The sequence below is a fragment of the Rhizobacter sp. genome (genome assembly GCA_021153565.1).
Lineage (GTDB): Bacteria > Pseudomonadota > Gammaproteobacteria > Burkholderiales > Burkholderiaceae_C > Albitalea.
Genome location: JAJKJU010000107.1, coordinates 1 through 16935, shown reverse-complemented (window position 1 = coordinate 16935; position 16935 = coordinate 1). Strand labels below are relative to the sequence as shown.

Sequence of the window (16935 nt, the reverse complement as noted above, 5' to 3'; positions counted from 1 at the left end):
CTCGTTCAGCCGTGCGCCGAACGGTGCACAGCTATGGTCGACCCGTTATGGAGGAAGGCACCTCTACTGCTTCCCTGGAAGTCAGAACTGTCGTGCGCTCTTTGCGGCGACGTGCCAGAAACCCGACCCCGCCTAGACCTACAAGCATCATCGCCCACGTCTCGGGCTCCGGGGCCGGCGTGACGATCGGGTAAAGACCGGAAACCTGAAGTGAGACGTACTGGGAATCCGTGTTCGCGTTCGTGCTCGCGTGCAGCTTCAGGTCGTAGATGTGCGATGACTCCAGCTGAGTCTCGAGTGACAGGAAGGCGGAATTGACGCCGGTCCAAGTAAAGGGGAACGACCCCGGGGGAGGTGGATAGTTCGGGACGCTGAGACTCTCCCACGAGTAAGAAAACAAGTATTGGTTGTCTGTGCGATCAAACAAGCTCACAAAGCCATCTGAATAGAAAGACCCACCTCCTATGACCTCCAACTGCAGGCCCGCCGAGGTGTCCTGCAGCGTACTGAAGCTGAGGTTCGTTTCGGCGTCTGCCCTCGCGAAATTGCTAACCTCGTTCAGCGCAAATTCGGGGTACGCGCTCGTCTCGGTCGCAACCGAGAACATGTCGGCCGCGGCCTTCGCGAAGGTCTTCGCGTTCGCAACCAGTGAGCTATCTAATGGTGTGGCGGAGGTTCTCGTTTGGGTCGCTGCCGTACTGAACGTGGTAGTGGAACCAGGAGACTCGTACACCACCCCGTTGATCTTGGTAGAGAGGTCCGTCGAGTACCGGTCGTCGAGGATGGTGATTTCGGTGTACTGTGCTGCCACATTGCCGCTGGCTGCAAACAAAGTCGCCGCCATAAGCAACAACGCCGACCTGTGCCTAATCGTCATGTCGTTCCCCTCGCAATGTTTCATGAGGCTAAACGCATTCAGGCCACGATGGCGCGAGAGTTGTGCGAAGTCCCCGGGAATGGGGGGGCTGTGGCGGCTCGGCGCGTATTCATGAGCCCTCAAAGAACCTGTAGGGCTGGGAGTGATTCGCGCCTCTGCCTCGGTGGTGTCTTCTCCTCCATGCCAATCGACTCCGTTCGTGCCTCGGCCGGTCCATGCGGTCACACTGCCATCGGTCGAGATGTCCTCTCGACATGTTGGCTAGCGCACCCACGAATTCGCCTTCGGTGTCGCGAAGTCGAGCGTCGAGTGCCGCTCCACGAAGTCGGCCAGGTGGCCCACCAAGTGCAAGCCCCATGACATATGGCACGCGGTCGTCATCCGACGACCGCGCTGACCTCGCCATCAACCCTTGCGTACTTGCGCATCCGTCTTCTCGCGGTGGATGCGCTTGCTCTGGCGGTTCTCGGCGTGCTGGATGCGTGTTTGCTCTTTCGCGCCGATGTGTCCATCGCTGCCTGCCACAGCTTCCCGGTGATCGACCTTCGCTTGCCCGCGTTCGAGCTTGGCGACTTCATGGTTGGTGAGCGAACCGTTCTTGACGCCTTGTTCGATGCGCGTCTGCTGATTGATATTGCGTTGCACGTCTGCCTGAGCGCGTTGGGACGTTGCCGACAGCGGATTGCCGTTGATGCCGTTGTGCTCGGCGGTGTTGATGTCGCGGCTGGCCTTGTCTTGCGCGGCCTTCAGCTTGGCGCGTTCAGCGTCGCTCAGCTTGCCGTCTTTAAGGGCCTTGGCTTGCAGGCGATCGACCTTGCTTTCGTCGCGTTCGAGCACAGAGGCTTCGCGGGTGGTGATGCTGCCGGTCTGCAAGCCTTGTTCGATGCGCTTTTCTTGATTCACGTCGCGTTGCACGGTGGATGCGGCGGTCTGCGCAAAGGCGCCAAAGCTGGCGCTGAGAAGCAGGGCGGTGATGATCGAATTGCGGTTCATTTGAATGCTCCTGATGCGGATTGATGAATATTCATTGGGCCCGCATTCAGAAACGCCGTCACATGGACAGCGTTGACTCGATTGCCTTGATGGCTTGGTGAAGCTTTGTTGCTGCGAGAGCGACGTTCAGACGTCCACCCTGACTGCGATCTGACCCTTCTTGCGCGTCACTTCCACGCCGACGTTGTTGTCGTAGCGTTGCAGCAGAAGGTCGACGCTGCCGGCGCCCACGCGCAGGTCGCGCAACTGCACCCACTGGATGTACTCGGGCAGTCGTGGCGCGTGGAACGAAATGGCTGCGCCAGGCGCATCGATCTCGAGACCAAGGCACGACTGCAGCATGGCGAACACCGCCGCAGCGGCCCATGCTTGCGGCGAACAGGCCACGGGATACAGCGTCGGGCCCTCGCCCTCGCGACGCGGAAATCCGCAGAAGAGTTCGGGCAGCCGATGCTGGTTGAAATGCAGGCTCGCATCGAACAGGCCTGAGAGTATGCGCATCGAGGCTTCGGTGTGTCCGTAGTGCGCAAGCCCGGCGGCGATGAGGGCGTTGTCGTGAGGCCAGATCGATCCATTGTGATAGGACATCGGGTTGTAGCGAGCCTGCCCCGTTGCCACCGTGCGAATGCCCCAGCCGGTGAAGAACTTGGCGCCAATGAACGTCTCAGCCATGCGTGCCGCGTGTTCGCGCGATGCGATGCCCGTCCACAGCGCATGGCCCGCGTTGGACGTTGCCACCCTGCAGGGCTTCTTGTGTCCGTCCAGCGCAACCGCATAACAGCCGATCTCTTCACACCAGAATTGCGCCTGGAATTTCTGCTTCAGCGTACTCGCCTCTTCGAGCAGCTTCGATGCGAATGCGGCCTCATTGAGCGCGGCGGCCAAATGCGCGGCCATCTGCTTGGCTTCGTACACATAGGCCTGCACCTCGCACAGTGCGATGGGCGCATCGGCCATCCGGCCGTCGGCATGAAAGATCGAATCGTGTGAATCCTTCCAGCCCTGTTGCACCAGACCTTGCTTGCTGCGTCGCGCGTATTCGACGAAGCCGTCGCCATCGCAGTCGCCGTAGTGATCGATCCAATTCAGCGCTGCGAGCACGTTGGGCCAGATGGCGCGAATGAAATCGAGATCACCTGTGCGGCGGTAGTAAGCCCCTGCCAGCGCGACGAAGAGCGGAGTTGCATCGACTGTGCCGTAGTAGCGGCCGAAGGGCACTTCGCCGGTATGCGCCATTTCGCACTTGCGTGCCTCGTGAAGAATCTTGCCCGGCTCGGCGTCGCGCTCAGGCTCTTCCATCGTCGCCTGCGTGGCCGCAAGACAGGCAAGTACGCCGCGCGCAAGCGATGGGTCGACCCAGAGGTATTCGCGGGCGGTGATGAGCCCGTCGCGCCCGAAGGTGGTCGAGTACCACGGCACGCCAGCGTAAGGGTAGGGGCCTGTGGCCAGGTCGCTGGTCAGCATCGCGAGGTCGGACGACGAGCGATCGAGCCACAGGTCCATCAGCGGGTTCGAGGTCTCGATGCGGCACTGCGTGCTTTGCATCTTCTCGCGTGCTTCGCTGTTGCAGTGATAGGCGGTGTCGTAGTCAAGCGGGGCGGACCGCGTCTGACCTTCAATCTCACAGCAGACGGTGCAGTAGAGATGCACGTCCTGATGCGGCTGCAAGTCGATCGCGTAGCGAGCCTCGCTACCCGTCCACATTGTCGGGTCCGGGCTCAGCCGGATGCGGCTTGCGCGATGGCGGTTGTCGAGTCCGCGATATCCGAACACCAGTTCGTCTCGATGCGTCTCCGGCGCCATGCGTTCGCCGCGCTTGTCTCGAACGGCACCGCGCACTTCGAAGAGATCGACAAAGTCCGCTTCGAAGCGCATCGAGACTTCGAGGCGAATGGGTTCGAGCCCATGGTGGCTCAAGCGGATATGTTCGTAGCAGGCGCCGTCCCACAACAGCTTGGCGCGAAAGATGTGCACCTCGCCCTTGGGCACGGCCACGCGGCCGTCGACCATCAAGTCGGGGTTCATCAGTTCGACGATGAGGAGGTTGTTGCCTTCCTTGACCGTGGCGCCGAGAAACATCGGGCGCACGCCATTGATGCCCAGCGACAGGTGCGACAGGAAGCGCGTGTCCTCGTGATAAAGCCCCTGCTCGCCCGTGCCCCAGGTCTGGATGTCGCCGAAGCGGTTGAAGAGCGCGAATGTGTCGTCGCTCTTGACCACCTGCGGACTTTCCTCGGCCCGCGCGGCAGTAGCCGCGACGTACCACTGATCGCCGATTCGAATGCTGTCGCTCATGTCAACTCCCCTGGTACACCGGCCCGCGGTCTCCGTTGGGCCTCCCCATCGTCATTGGTGCGGTCGACTCGTCGAGCGGCGTGGAGCGTGTGTAGATCAAGGCTTGGTAGATCTGCACGTAACGGCTCGCCATCGTTGCTGCCGTGAAGCGCCGCTCGAAGACATCGCGGCAGCGCCGCCGCTCGATTCGATCGATCTCGCGTGCGGCAGCGATGGCGTCGCGCTGGTTTTCCACGATGAAACCCGTGACGCCGTTCTGCAGCACCTCAGGCACCGATCCGCACCCGTAGGCGATCACCGGCGTGCCGCAGGCGAAGGCCTCGATCATCACGAGGCCGAAAGGCTCGGGCCAGTCGACGGGAAACAGCAGCGCGCGCGCCTGGCCGATGAAATCGTTCTTCTCCTCCTCGCCGATCTCGCCGTCGAATTCGATCAACGGATGGTTGAGCAGCGACCGGATCTCGCGCTCGAAATACGCGCGGTCTGCCGCATCGATCTTGGCCGCGATGCGCAAACGCGTGTTGCAGGCGATGGCGATTTCGATGGCGCGGTCCAGGCGCTTTTCGGGAGAAACGCGGCCGACAAAAGCGAAATAGTCGCCAGGCTTGTCGTGAAAGCGGTAGAGCTGCATGGGCAGCCCGTGATGGACCGTGCCGCACCAGTTCGCATTCGACAAGGGGGCACGTTGGCTGTTGGAGATCGACACCAGCGGATGCGCATGAAAGCGTTCGTGCAGCTGCCGAAGATCGGGCAGGTCGAGCCGGCCGTGCATCGTGGTGAGGTACGGCGTCGTGCAGTGCTGAACGAGCGGGTAGTGCAGGACGTCAATGTGGAAGTGGACGACGTCGAATTGGTCTGCTTGCTCGAGCACCCGGTCGATCATGATCGTGTGCCAAACCACCCAATCCGGACGTGCCGGATCCAGGCGCAGGCTGCGGTTCACGATGGGTACCAGGCGCGCTTGCGTGATGGAGTCCCCGCTTGCAAATAGCGTGACGTCGTGCCCCTGGGCTGTCAGGGCCTCGGTCAGGTAGGAAACCACCCGTTCGGTTCCGCCGTACGCAGTGGGAGGAACGCTTTCGAACAAGGGGGCGACTTGAGCGATCTTCATGGTGAAGAGATGTAGACCGGAACCGGGCAAACGGGATGCCTGAGAGGCTGAGTATTTCGATCTGCCCGCTCATCACGCCAAAAGACGCCTGCTCGTCGTTGCAAATGCTTGGCAGCACGAGCTATGGCTGCGCTTTGCGTCTGGATCATGCGCCTCTTGACGTGTTGCTCGGACACGCTCGAAATACTCTCAGCCTCTGAGCACGACGCCTGGGCGATGCTCCAGGGCAAGCGGAAGACGCCTTGCTTGCGGTAAGTTTTTCATGATGCGCAGTCGATGATCTGAGGGGGCTGCAAACTCGCTTGCCGCAGGCTACGCAGCGTAGGCTCGGATTAGTTGACGGCACGTCGTGGGCTAGGCGGCTGGCGCCGCCGGCAGAACGTAGAATTCAGCGCCCTCATAAGACATCTATGACTTCAATCTTCAAAACAGCCTCTCCTCCTGCTCCGAGTGCCGCGAACCGTACCGACGGCCCGAAATCTCAGCGCAGCAGTGCGAAGCCAAAGGAATCGGCGACAACCGCTCAATTCCGGACGCGACTGATCGCATCGTGCGGCTGGCCAACGGACGCTCCGTTGCCCCCACGAAAAGTCGGATCAAAACGCTGAGGCCGGTGACCAGCGCCGCGAAAGCCAACTTCCCAGGTGTACTTAAAGCTGAACGGTGAGGGCACTCCGACTTTCCGACTTTGCTATCCGTTGGGCCGCTGATCGCGAAGGGCCTAAGGACCACCCCTTCAAGGTCTTCGCTCCCTCTCCCTCTGGGAGAGGGCTGGGGTGAGGGCCGTGGGCGGTGAATAAAGCCATGGCTTGCCATCACCGCAGCCCCTCACCCAACCTCTCCCCAGAGGGGAAAGGAGCCAATACAAGACCTTGAAAAGGGGTGGGCCTAAGAACTGAGGCTGCATGTTGAGGTGACTGCGCTGACGACATGATGAGTCAGCCGTGCTTGTGCTAAAGGTGCAAGAGTCAACAAGGGTAGGCTTCGTAGCGATTGATGCAGCGCCATGGCCTGCGCGCCTTGCCGGGTGCGCGAAGGCCAAAGCAAGTGACTATTCAGGGTTCAGAGGCTGTGAGTATTTCGAGCGTGTCCGAGCAGTAAGTCAAAAGGCGCCTGATCTAGCGCAAAGCGCAGCCATAGCTCGTCTATGGCGAGCATATGCAACGATGAGCAGGGGCTTTTTGGCGTGATGAGCGGGCATGATCGAAATACTCTCTCGGCCTCTCATCAGACTGGGTTAGGTTAGGGCACATTGCTCAGTAGATAGCTCGTTGGCGGCGTCACACGCACGGCCGAGATCGAAGCAATGGGTGGTTGACTGAATGCCCCCTCCGGCCCCTCCGCTATCATCCCCCCGTTGGTGCTCGCACCGGCCCTCCAGCCGGCGCAGTTAAACGGGAAGCAGGAAGAGCGTGGCGCGCGTTGCCGCACACACTCCAACCTGAGCTGCCCCCGCAACGGTAAGCGAATGAGAGCCTCGGTTCTCCACTCGTGTCTTCGGTCCACTGGACGCCTCGCGCATCTGGGAAGGACTCACGAGTCACATTCGCCAGCCCGGATACCGGCCAGCAAGGAGGCGTGGCGCGAAGGCGTTGCGCCGTGAGGTGCGTGCCTGCGGGGAAGCTGGCGGGCACGAATATCGGTGCGAGTTCTCTCTTCTTCATGTTCCGCTTGTCCGCACGGCCGTGTTCGGCCGACCTGCGTGCGCGTCGCCGCCTGCCGGCGCCAGCCCCGTCTTTCCATGCTTGTTTCCTTGTTTTCACATGGCCCTTCGGTGTCGATGCCATGGCGCAGACCGCTGTTGCTGCCGTCCCCGCCGACCACCTGCAAGCCGTCGTTGTCACCGGCACCCGCACGCCGACACGCGTCGATCAGAACATCGCCGACCTCACGGTGATCGATCGCGCCCAGATCGATCAGGCGACGGGCCGCACTCTCGCGGAACTGTTGGCGCAACAGCCCGGCGTCCAATTCTCGTCCAACGGCGGCTTGGGCAAAAGCAGTTCGGTGTCCTTGCGCGGGCTGGAGGCGCGGCACACGCTGCTGCTGGTCGACGGCGTGCGCTACGGGTCCGCGACGTTGGGGCTTCCGGCCTGGGACTTGCCAATCGAAGCCATCGAACGCATCGAGATCGTTCGCGGACCGCTGTCGGGCCTGTACGGCAGCGATGCGGTGGGCGGCGTGGTGCAGGTCTTCACGCGCAATGGCACCCCAGGCATGCACTTCGATGCATCGGCCACCTCAGGATCGAATCGCTATGCGCAGGCGACAGGCGGCCTGCGATTCGGGCAAGGCGCTTTTGACGGCAGCGTCCAGTTGCAGCACACCGAGACTCGCGGCTTCTCGTCGACGAACGAACACGCGCAGTTCGGCAATTTCAACCCCGACGACGACGGTTTTCGACAAGACAGCGGCAACCTTCGACTCGGTTGGCAAGTCGGTGGCGGATGGCGCGTCGATGCGAGGCTATTGCATTCCGACGGTGTAACCCAGTACGACGACGGCGTAGGTCCCGATAGTCGCGCCGGCCTGCGCAGCGAAGTACTGGCCGTAGATGTCGGCGGACCGTTCAGCGCCGACTGGCGAAGCGGCGTGCGTGTCTCGAGATCCATCGACGCATACACCACGCTCGCCTCGGCCTCGACCTTCACAACGCTCGGGACCACCCGCACGGTGCAGCAGCAGATCTCGTGGGAAAACACCGTCAACACGCCCTTCGGCGCGGCAGTGCTGCTGGCTGAACATCTGCAGCAGACAGTGAGCGCGCCCGGTGTGCCGTTCGTGGTGTCCAAGCGCAGCATCGATGGCGTTGCGGCCGGTCTGAACGGCAATGCTGGTGCGCATTCATGGCAAGCCAACTTGCGCCAGGATCGCAACTCGCAATTCGGTTCGCAAGCCGCCGGCATGCTGGCCTACGGCTACGCGTTGTCTGCAAACTGGAGGGCAGGCGCGTCGTATGGCACGAGCTTCGTCGCGCCGAGCTTCAATCAGCTTTACTACCCCGGCTTCGGCAATCCGAACCTGCTGCCTGAAGAAGGCAAGCACGCCGAACTCAGCCTGCGCTGGGCCCACGAGGGCCAACAGCTTCGCGCCGCATATTTCGACAACCGCATTCGCGGGTATATCAGCAGCGGGCCGGCGCCCACCAACATTCCACGCACGCGCATCGACGGTTTCAGCGTGAGCTATGAAACGCGGCAAGACCAATGGAGCTTTGCCGCGTCGGCAGACCACGTGGACCCGCGCAACGACACGGTGGGCAATGACAACCATGGCAAGCAGTTGCCTCGCCGTGCGAAGAACAGCGCCAAGGCCTCGGCCGACGTGAACCTGGAGCAGTGGAACATGGGCGGCACCGTCAACGCCTTCGACCATCGCTTCGACGATGTGAAGAACAACCTGCGCCTGGCCGGCTACGCCACGCTTGACGTTCATGCCGATTGGCGCGTGGCGCGCGAATGGACAATGGGCATGCGCTTGAACAACCTCGCCGGCAAGACCTATGAAACCGTCTACGGCTACAACCAGCCGGGCCGCGAGGCTTACGTGACGCTGCGCTATAGCGGGCTGTGAGGCTGAGAACATTTCGATCATGCCCGCTCATCAGGCCAAAAGACTTCTGCTCGTCGTTGCAAATGCTCGCCATGGCACGAGCTATGCCTGCATAGATGAGGCACCTTTTGACATGCTGCTCGGACACCTTCTACCAAGATCGTCGCAAGTAAAGCCATCAGAAGTTTGTTTGATGGGATACCACCAGACCGTCTCCACATTACTCCCTCTCCCTCTGGGAGAGGGAGCAATGACTGGAAAGTCGGAATTAGGGCTATTGAAAGGGTGATGGCCTGGCTATGTCCTCTGTAAATACTCTCAGCCTCTGAGACCAACACCATGCACGAACTCATTCTCGGTGGTTGCAAGAGCGGCAAGTCGCGCTGCGCGGAGCAGCGCGCCATCGACTGGCTGGCTTGGCCGGATCGATCCGCAACCCTGCTCGCGACTGCGTTGCCGGGCGACCCCGAGATGCGCGAGCGAATCGCCCGCCATCGCGAGGATCGCGCCCGGCGAGTTCCGGCGTTGAGCGCGATCGAGGTGCCGCTGGCCCTCCCCGAAGCCGTGACGGATCACAGTGCGGCGCATCGCATCCTCGTCATCGATTGCCTCACGCTGTGGCTCACCAACCTGCTGATGCCCTTGTCCGGCGCTCCAGCCGACGCAGCTCGATTGAAGACGCGGCAAGACGATCTCGTGGCCGCGCTGCGGACGGCACGCGGCCCCGTGGTGCTCGTGTCCAACGAAATTGGATGGGGCGTGTCGCCGATGTCCTCCGAGGCGCGCCGCTTTGTCGATGCGCTGGGTGTCTTGCACCAGCGCGTGGCGGCCGCTTGCAGCCATGTCACCTTGATGGTCGCGGGCCACGAGCTCGAAGTGAAAGGAGGACGCGCATGAATCTCTGGATGCGGATGCTGTGGGCTCTCGTGGCCGTGGTCGCAGCCGGCAGTTCGGCCCCTGCGAACGCGCAGACAGTGCTGCGCGACGACCGAGGCACGATCCATCGCTTCGACGCCCCGCCGCAGCGCATCGTGAGCTTGCTGCCATCGCTCACCGAAACCATCTGTGCGCTGGGCGCCTGCTCGCGCTTGGTCGGCACCGATCGCTTCTCGAACTCGCCGGAGAGCGTGCGCGGGTTGCCCAAGCTCGGCGGTCTCGAAGACGCGCAGGTCGAGCGCATCGTCGCGCTGCGTCCTGACGTGGTGCTCGCAGCCAAGTCCGCCCGCGTCATCGACCGGCTCGAATCGCTCGGCTTGCATGTGGTGGTGGTGGAGTCGCAAACGCATGCGGACGTGAAACGCACCGCATCCCTGCTGGCGCAGCTCATCGGCGCGCCGCCAGAAGCAGATCGCTTGTGGGATGCCATCGAGCGCGACATGCGCCGCGCCGCAGCGCGCGTGCCGGTGTACCTGCGCGGCCAGCGCGTGTACTTCGAGGTGTCCTCTGCACCTTATGCCGCGGGCGCGTCATCGTTCATCGGCGAGACGCTCGCGCGGCTGGGCATGGGCAATGTGGTGCCTCCCGAAATGGGGCCGTTTCCCAAGCTCAATCCGGAATACGTCGTCCGCGCACAACCCGACATCGTGATGGCCCCGCGGCGTGACGTTGAAGCAATGGCAAAGCGACCCGGCTGGCAGACTCTCCGTGCACTGCGCGGACGCAGCTGCGGGTTCGACACCGAGCGGTATGAATTGCTCATTCGCCCCGGCCCTCGCATGGGCGAGGCTGCGCTGGCGATGGCTGACTGCCTCGCGTCGATGAAGGAGATGCGATGAGCGTGGCCCCGGCATCAACGCACGTCGCATCGCATGATGCACACGATGACCGCACGAGGCGTCGCCGGCTCGTCCTCGCATTGATGGTCCTCGCCATCGCCTTGTCAGTTGCAGGACTCGTGGTCGGAAGCCAGGGTTGGTCGTGGCAGGCATTCGTCAGCGATGTCTCCGGCCCGCAGGCCGACTTGATCGTCGGGCAGATCCGCGCGCCTCGCACCTTGGGTGCCTTGATGATCGGTGCACTGCTCGGCCTTGCCGGCGCGGTGGCGCAGGGGCTGTTTCGCAATCCGCTGGCCGATCCGTATTTGCTGGGGTCTGCGGCAGGCGCATCGTTCGCCGTCGTGCTTGTCCTCGCCGCAAGCACCTTGACTGGCCATGCAATCAGTCTCGCCACGGCAGCACTGCTGTCGCGAATCGGCATCGTCGCCGCAGCCTTTGCCGGGGCGCTCGTCGGCGTGCTGCTCACGCTCATGCTGGCCCGCGGCGCGCAGCAGGGCGTGCGCCTCTTGCTTGCGGGTGTCGTCGTCGGCGTGGTGCTCGGCGCGGCGGGCGACCTCGTCACCACCATCTCGCCGGATGCACTTCGCGGCAAACAAGTCTTCATGCTTGGAAGCACGGGCTTCCTCGGCTGGAGCAGTGTGTGGGTGCTGCTCGCGGGCCTTGCCATCGCGCTGCCGATCACTTGCCGGCTGGCGCGCGTGCTCGATGCGCTGAGCCTCGGCGACGACACCGCTGCAAGCCTCGGCCTGCCCCTGCCTCGAATCCGTCTCGCGCTCGTCGTCCTGATGGCCTTGTGCACAGGGCTTGCTGTGTCGCAGTCGGGCCTCGTCGCCTTTGTCGGTCTCGTGGCGCCGCACCTCGTGCGTCGCTATGCCCCTGCGCCTCACAGCTACACCTTGGCCGCAAGCGCAGGCATGGGCGGAGTACTGCTGCTGGCTGCCGATGTGCTCGCGCGGGGTTTGATCGCGCCACAGGAATTGCCGGTCGGCGTGCTGACTGCTGTGCTCGGCGGCGGCTACCTGCTGTGGCTGCTGCATCGAAGGAGGGTTGGATGAACGAGTTGAGTGCCCGTTCACTGCAGGTGTCTCTCGGCGGGCGCCTAGTGCTGCGCGATGTCTCCTGCACGTTCAAGAAAGGCTGGACAGCTGTCGTCGGGCCCAACGGTGCTGGCAAGTCGACCTTGCTTCGTGCGCTCGCCGGGCTCCAGCCGAGGGCTGCCGGATCGGTGTGTCTGGACGGCCGCGATATTGCGGCATTCAACCCCGGCGAACGCGCCCGTCGCATCGCCTGGCTCGCGCAACAGGCCGAGGTCACCGGAGAGCTCACTGCGCGCGAAACCGTGCACCTTGGCCGACTTCCGCATCTCGGCCTCTTCGGTTCACCGACGGCCGCGGACGAAACCATCGTTGACGCGGCCATGAACAGCACCGAGTGTCACGGCTGGCAGTGCCGTCGGCTGCACGAGCTGTCCGGCGGAGAACGTCAGCGCGTGATGCTCGCGAGGGCACTGGCGACACAGGCACCCATCCTCCTGCTCGACGAGCCCACCACTCACCTTGACCCACCGCATCAGGTGGCGCTTGCCCGACTGTTCCGCCGGCTCGCCGACACGCACACGGTGGTGAGCGTGCTGCACGACCTGACGCTCGCGCTGCATGCCGATCGCATCCTCGTCATGCGAGTCGGCGCGGTGCAGGCCTGCGGCAAGCACGACGACCCTGCGCTGCACCAAGCGCTGGTTGCCACCTTCGATGGCGCCGTTCGCATCGACAACCGTGGCGCACGCCCCATGGCGGTGCCGCATCTGGAAGACTGACATGCAGATTGAAGCACCCCCCACCGAACGCAACACGCCCAAGCCCGATGGCGAACGACGCGGACTCGTCATCGTCCACACTGGCGATGGCAAGGGCAAGAGCACGGCAGCCTTCGGCCTCGCGCTGCGCGCGCATGGACGCGGCAAAGCAGTGAAGATCTACCAGTTCATGAAAGTGCCCAGCGCACGCTTTGGCGAACACCGATTGTTCGATCAGATTGGCGTGCCCATCGAGGGCCTGGGCGACGGATTCAGTTGGAAGAGTCGCGACCTCGACCATTCAGCGCAGTTGGCGCGCGACGGCTGGATGCGTGCTGAGGCGACGATCCGTGCGGGAGATCACTTCCTGGTGGTGCTGGACGAAATCATGTATCCGCTGCGCTATGGCTGGTTGCCACTGGAGCCCGTGTTGCAGGCACTCCGCGAACGGCCGTCCCATGTGCATGTGGTTCTCACCGGGCGCAATGCACCCGAAGAACTGATCGAGCTGGCAGACACTGTGACGGAGATGTCTTTGATCAAGCATCACTTCAAGGCTGGCGTTCCAGCGCAGCGCGGCATTGAGGATTGAGAGCGTGAGACCCCGTTCGCCCTGATCCTTCGATACCTCAGGACTGGGTCGCTTCGCGTCGAAGGGCTTGTGGGCATGTGATGGGGCTTCGATACCTCAGCCTGAACGGATCATGGATGCTGGGACGAAAGACTGTCTTGTATTGGCTCCTCTCCCCTCTGGGGAGAGGTTGGGTGAGGGGCTGCGGTGATGGCAGCTCATGGTTTTATTCACCGCCCACGGCCCTCACCCCAGCCCTCTCCCAGAGGGAGAGGGAGAGGGAGAGGGAGCGAAGACCTTGAAAGGGTGGCTCTGAAGCGACGAAGTTGTCCCATGAACGAATTTCAGACATCGGAACCGGCATGACCACGGCAAGCACACTAGCGTTCGCGTTGCCGTTGGCCTGGGCGTGGGACATCGCCTTCGGCGAGCCACGTAATGCATTGCATCCCGTGGCATGGCTCGGCCGCCTCTTGGGTCCGATCGGTGGGCGGCTGGTCCGCTGCTCCGCGCATGTCGCATTCGTCGGCGGCATGGCGGTGTGGCTTGCTCTCGCAGTCGTCATCGGATGGGCCGCAGAGTCGTGGCAACACGCATCCACGGCATGGCCGTGGTGGCTCGCTGTACCTGCCCTGGCGCTCGTTCTGAAGCCGATGTTCGCTTGGCGCATGCTGCACGAAGAGGTCGCAGCGGTGAATGTCGCGCTCGACCATGGACTTGATGCCGCCCGAACCCGCTTATCGCGCATCGTCAGCCGCGACGTGAGCACCCTGGACGCAGCCATGGTGCGCGAAACCGCCATTGAGACACTCGCAGAAAACCTCAATGACTCGGTCGTCGCGCCACTCCTTTGGTACGCCGTGTTCGGTCTGCCCGGTGCCGCCGTGTATCGCCTTGCGAACACGGCCGATGCGATGTGGGGCTATCGCGGCCGCTTCGAATGGGCGGGGAAGTGGGCTGCGCGCGCGGACGACCTGCTGTCATGGCTGCCGGCGCGCTTGACCGGATGGATGCTGTATCCGCCGAAGACCGTGACGGCGTGGCGGAACTTGCGTGCGCAGGCCTGCAAGACGCCGTCGCCCAATGGCGGATGGCCCATGGGCGCCATGGCGCTGCGGCTGGGCGTGTGTTTGCGCAAGCCAGGTGTCTACGCGCTCAATGAAGCGGCATCGCCACCTGGCGCACCGGAGTTCAAACGGGCCTTGCTCGCTGCCCGGCGAAGCGCATGGATGGCTGCTGCGGCTGCGACGCTTGTCTGGTGGCTTCGCGCATGACGGCGACACTTCGATCTCTGCGCGTGCACGGCGGCCCGGACCGCCGCGGTCCGATGCGTTGGGACTTCTCGACCAATGCCAATGCAGTCGGTCCATGCTCGCTTGCCTTGGATGCGATGCGCAATGCCGACGCCAGCCGCTATCCCGATCCGGCCTACCACGCCCTGCGCGAGCAACTCGCGCAATGGCATGGCGTCGCGCGCGACAGGATTCTTCTGGCAGGAAGCGCCAGCGAATTCATCCAGCGAATCACCGCGGTGAGCGCCCGGCTCGCGCCGGGGCCGGTAGCGCTACCGACGCATGCTTATGGCGACTATGCGGTCGCGGCCCTCGCCTGGGGACGATCGCTGGTGCATGCGGCTGATCCGGCTGCGACCTTGCGCTGGCACTGCAATCCGTCCAGTCCATGCGGCCACGACGAGCCCTTGCCGTCGAGCACCGCAACGATCACTGTGCTCGATGCCGTGTATGCGCCGCTGCGCTTGCACGACACGCAGCAGCACGACACATCACGGCAAGCGGTGTTCGAATTGCACAGCCCGAACAAGGCGCTCGGCCTGACCGGCGTCCGAGGCGCCTATGCCATCGCGCCCGAGCTGACGAAAGACACGCAGTCGTGGGTCGCAGCACTGGAACAAGCCGCTGCGTCGTGGCTGCTGGGTGCGCATGCGGTGGCGATGCTGATGGCGTGGACGCAGCCCGGCACGCATCGATGGCTCGCGGAATCCAGGGCAACGCTTCGTCAATGGAAGCATTCTCAGATCGAGATGTTGCGCGCCGTGGGCGCCGAGGTGAACGACAGCGTCACCAACTTCTTCTGCGTGCGTCTGCCCGCGGGCTGCAGCGTCGAAGGTTTGCGCGAACGCGGCATTGCCGTGCGCGACGCCGCGTCATTCGGCTTGCACGGCTGGGTCAGGCTGAGCGTGCAGGCGCCCGAAGCACAGGCTGCCCTGCAATCGGCATTGAAACTCGCAGACATACCGACAAGGACATTGCGATGAGCGCGAAAGCCGTGATGGTCTGGGGAACATCCAGCGGTGCCGGCAAGAGCTGGCTGTGCACGGCTTTGTGTCGGTGGGCTTCCCGCCAAGGCATCAACGTCGCGCCATTCAAGGCGCAAAACATGAGCAACAACGCGCGCGTCGTGCCGGGCCTGGACGGCGGCTTCGGAGAAATCGGCGCGGCCCAGTATTTCCAGGCGCTGGCGGCGCGCGTCGAGCCAGCCGTTGACATGAACCCAGTGCTGCTCAAACCCGAGCGCGACACCGCAAGCCAAGTGGTGCTGCGAGGACGTGTCGATGCGTCCTTGTCTCGCTTGCCGTGGCGCGAGCGCAGCGACCAACTCGCCGTCGCAGCCCGCGAAAGCTTCATGCAACTGGCCGCGCGACATGAACTGATCATCATCGAAGGGGCAGGGTCTCCCGCGGAAATCAACCTCGCCAATAACGACTATGTGAACCTCGCCGCGGCGCGCTGGGCCCGCGATGCCGGCGGTTTGCAAAGCCTTCTCGTGACCGACATCGACCGAGGCGGTGCATTCGCGCATCTCTACGGCACCTGGGCGCTGCTGCCCGACGACCTGCGGGGCTCGCTCGCCGGATTCATCCTCAACAAGTTTCGTGGTGACGCGGCCCTGCTGCAACCCGGGCCGCAGCAATTGCAGCAACTCACCGGCGTGCCAACTGTCGGCGTGTTGCCCATGCGGCGCGATCACGGCTTGCCCGAGGAGGACGGTGTGTTCGACGACCGCGCCAGCGGCGGCGGTTGCGAGGTTCGCTTGCGCGTTGCCGTGATCGCCACGCCGCATATCAGCAACCTCGACGAGTTCCAGCCCTTGCGGCGGGTTCCGGGCTTGTGGCTCACTTGGGCGCGAACCCCAGCGGAGTTGGACGGTGTTGACTGGATCGTGCTGCCGGGCTCCAAGCAGGTCAGCGGCGATCTCGCCTGGTTGCGCGCGCATGGCCTCGCTGCGGCCATCGTGCGCCATGCGAAGGCCGGTGGCGCGGTGCTCGGTATCTGTGGCGGGCTGCAGATGCTGGGGCACAGCCTGTCGGACCCCGAGGGCTTCGACGGCGAACGACATGCGCAACTGCCCGGTCTCGAGCTCTTGCCGATCGCGACGCGCTACGGCGAGACGAAACGCGTGATTCCCACCACCGCAACGTTCAGCGGGACACGCCACCATTGGGCACCTCTGTCCGGCGCTTGCGCCACGGGCTACGAAATACGCCACGGCATCACGAACCTGCTCGCGCAAAGCGGCGAGTGCAGGGCCGTGCTTCACGATGCCGAACGGGAACCCATCGGCTGGCAATGCGGCCCGGTGCTCGGTGTTTACGCGCACGGCTTGTTCGAATCGGCAAACGTGGTGCACGCGCTCTTTGGCGCCGATGTGCGCTCGCTGGACAGCAGCTTCGATCTACTGGCCGACATGGTCGGCGAGCACCTCGATGCTGCAGTTCTGCATCGCATGCTCATCAAGGAAGAGTCATGAGCCTTACAGAGCCCTCTTGCAGAGTTCCCTTACAGAGTCCAGCTATAGAAGCCCCTTACACCCACCCCTGGCAAATCTTCGCCCCCTCTCCCTCTGGGCTGACCTTTACGTACGGGCGGAAGATGGCCGTTGGAGCAAATTTTTCCCCTACGAGGTTTGAAGAAGGCGGGGTTGACGCATGACAAGTTCATGTTTGCT

Annotated in this window: 13 protein-coding genes and 1 riboswitch; of the genes, 9 read left to right on the top strand and 4 right to left on the bottom strand. The window is 63.3% G+C overall.

All coding sequences use genetic code 11. The features are described 5' to 3' along the window. Positions 1–31: 31 nt before the first annotated feature. From AC30NL_RS06615 to AC30NL_RS06600, 4 genes are all read right to left on the bottom strand, one after another. Positions 32–877 carry a PEPxxWA-CTERM sorting domain-containing protein gene (locus AC30NL_RS06615; RefSeq protein WP_489463218.1) on the bottom strand — a complete coding sequence of 282 codons (846 nt, stop codon included), beginning with the start codon at positions 875–877 and terminating at the stop codon, positions 32–34. Between the two features lie 405 nt (positions 878–1282). After that, a complete protein-coding gene (locus AC30NL_RS06610) occupies positions 1283–1870 on the bottom strand; it encodes a hypothetical protein (RefSeq protein ID WP_489463217.1) in 588 nt (195 codons plus the stop codon). A 126-nt stretch (positions 1871–1996) separates the two neighbouring features. Continuing rightward, the gene (locus AC30NL_RS06605) at positions 1997–4165 is read right to left on the bottom strand and encodes an amylo-alpha-1,6-glucosidase (protein WP_489463216.1); all 2169 of its coding nucleotides are present in this window, start codon (positions 4163–4165) and stop codon (positions 1997–1999) included. Position 4166: 1 nt separating this feature from the next. Next, positions 4167–5276, bottom strand: coding sequence for a glycosyltransferase family 4 protein (locus tag AC30NL_RS06600; protein WP_489463215.1), 1110 nt, complete (start codon positions 5274–5276; stop codon positions 4167–4169). A 1341-nt stretch (positions 5277–6617) separates the two neighbouring features. After that, positions 6618–6860, top strand: a riboswitch (cobalamin riboswitch). Between the two features lie 201 nt (positions 6861–7061). Here AC30NL_RS06600 and AC30NL_RS06595 point away from each other — a divergent pair. The 9 genes from AC30NL_RS06595 to AC30NL_RS06555 all read left to right on the top strand — a co-directional run bounded on the left by AC30NL_RS06595 (position 7062) and on the right by AC30NL_RS06555 (position 16737). Continuing rightward, the gene (locus AC30NL_RS06595) at positions 7062–8849 is read left to right on the top strand and encodes a TonB-dependent receptor domain-containing protein (protein WP_489463214.1); all 1788 of its coding nucleotides are present in this window, start codon (positions 7062–7064) and stop codon (positions 8847–8849) included. Positions 8850–9167: 318 nt separating this feature from the next. Then, positions 9168–9725 (top strand): bifunctional adenosylcobinamide kinase/adenosylcobinamide-phosphate guanylyltransferase, encoded by a 558-nt coding sequence (locus AC30NL_RS06590; protein ID WP_489463213.1) that lies wholly within the window; start codon positions 9168–9170, stop codon positions 9723–9725. Then, positions 9722–10603: an ABC transporter substrate-binding protein gene (locus tag AC30NL_RS06585; protein ID WP_489463212.1), complete on the top strand. Its 882-nt coding sequence runs from the start codon at positions 9722–9724 to the stop codon at positions 10601–10603. The genes AC30NL_RS06590 and AC30NL_RS06585 overlap by 4 nt, the downstream gene beginning before the upstream one ends. After that, positions 10600–11658 carry a FecCD family ABC transporter permease gene (locus AC30NL_RS06580; RefSeq protein WP_489463211.1) on the top strand — a complete coding sequence of 353 codons (1059 nt, stop codon included), beginning with the start codon at positions 10600–10602 and terminating at the stop codon, positions 11656–11658. The genes AC30NL_RS06585 and AC30NL_RS06580 overlap by 4 nt, the downstream gene beginning before the upstream one ends. After that, complete coding sequence (locus tag AC30NL_RS06575) at positions 11655–12419, top strand: ABC transporter ATP-binding protein (protein ID WP_489463210.1); 765 nt, start codon at positions 11655–11657, stop codon at positions 12417–12419. The genes AC30NL_RS06580 and AC30NL_RS06575 overlap by 4 nt, the downstream gene beginning before the upstream one ends. Position 12420: 1 nt before the next feature. Beyond that, a complete protein-coding gene (gene cobO, locus AC30NL_RS06570) occupies positions 12421–12990 on the top strand; it encodes a cob(I)yrinic acid a,c-diamide adenosyltransferase (RefSeq protein WP_489463209.1) in 570 nt (189 codons plus the stop codon). 341 nt (positions 12991–13331) lie between these two features. Continuing rightward, positions 13332–14243 (top strand): adenosylcobinamide-phosphate synthase CbiB, encoded by a 912-nt coding sequence (cbiB, locus tag AC30NL_RS06565; protein WP_489463208.1) that lies wholly within the window; start codon positions 13332–13334, stop codon positions 14241–14243. Then, positions 14240–15244, top strand: coding sequence for an aminotransferase class I/II-fold pyridoxal phosphate-dependent enzyme (locus tag AC30NL_RS06560; protein ID WP_489463207.1), 1005 nt, complete (start codon positions 14240–14242; stop codon positions 15242–15244). Before cbiB ends, AC30NL_RS06560 begins: the two co-directional genes overlap by 4 nt. Next, a complete protein-coding gene (locus AC30NL_RS06555; protein WP_489463206.1) occupies positions 15241–16737 on the top strand; it encodes a cobyric acid synthase in 1497 nt (498 codons plus the stop codon). The genes AC30NL_RS06560 and AC30NL_RS06555 overlap by 4 nt, the downstream gene beginning before the upstream one ends. Positions 16738–16935 lie beyond the last annotated feature (198 nt).

Excerpts from the sequence above, each read along its gene's own strand:
- AC30NL_RS06615 (WP_489463218.1), bottom strand. The coding sequence starts at position 877 with ATGACGATTAGGCACAGGTCGGCGTTGTTGCTTATGGCGGCGACTTTG.
- AC30NL_RS06610 (WP_489463217.1), bottom strand. The coding sequence starts at position 1,870 with ATGAACCGCAATTCGATCATCACCGCCCTGCTTCTCAGCGCCAGCTTT.
- AC30NL_RS06605 (WP_489463216.1), bottom strand. The coding sequence starts at position 4,165 with ATGAGCGACAGCATTCGAATCGGCGATCAGTGGTACGTCGCGGCTACT.
- AC30NL_RS06600 (WP_489463215.1), bottom strand. The coding sequence starts at position 5,276 with ATGAAGATCGCTCAAGTCGCCCCCTTGTTCGAAAGCGTTCCTCCCACT.
- AC30NL_RS06595 (WP_489463214.1), top strand. The coding sequence starts at position 7,062 with ATGGCGCAGACCGCTGTTGCTGCCGTCCCCGCCGACCACCTGCAAGCC.
- AC30NL_RS06590 (WP_489463213.1), top strand. The coding sequence starts at position 9,168 with ATGCACGAACTCATTCTCGGTGGTTGCAAGAGCGGCAAGTCGCGCTGC.
- AC30NL_RS06585 (WP_489463212.1), top strand. The coding sequence starts at position 9,722 with ATGAATCTCTGGATGCGGATGCTGTGGGCTCTCGTGGCCGTGGTCGCA.
- AC30NL_RS06580 (WP_489463211.1), top strand. The coding sequence starts at position 10,600 with ATGAGCGTGGCCCCGGCATCAACGCACGTCGCATCGCATGATGCACAC.
- AC30NL_RS06575 (WP_489463210.1), top strand. The coding sequence starts at position 11,655 with ATGAACGAGTTGAGTGCCCGTTCACTGCAGGTGTCTCTCGGCGGGCGC.
- cobO (WP_489463209.1), top strand. The coding sequence starts at position 12,421 with ATGCAGATTGAAGCACCCCCCACCGAACGCAACACGCCCAAGCCCGAT.
- cbiB (WP_489463208.1), top strand. The coding sequence starts at position 13,332 with ATGACCACGGCAAGCACACTAGCGTTCGCGTTGCCGTTGGCCTGGGCG.
- AC30NL_RS06560 (WP_489463207.1), top strand. The coding sequence starts at position 14,240 with ATGACGGCGACACTTCGATCTCTGCGCGTGCACGGCGGCCCGGACCGC.
- AC30NL_RS06555 (WP_489463206.1), top strand. The coding sequence starts at position 15,241 with ATGAGCGCGAAAGCCGTGATGGTCTGGGGAACATCCAGCGGTGCCGGC.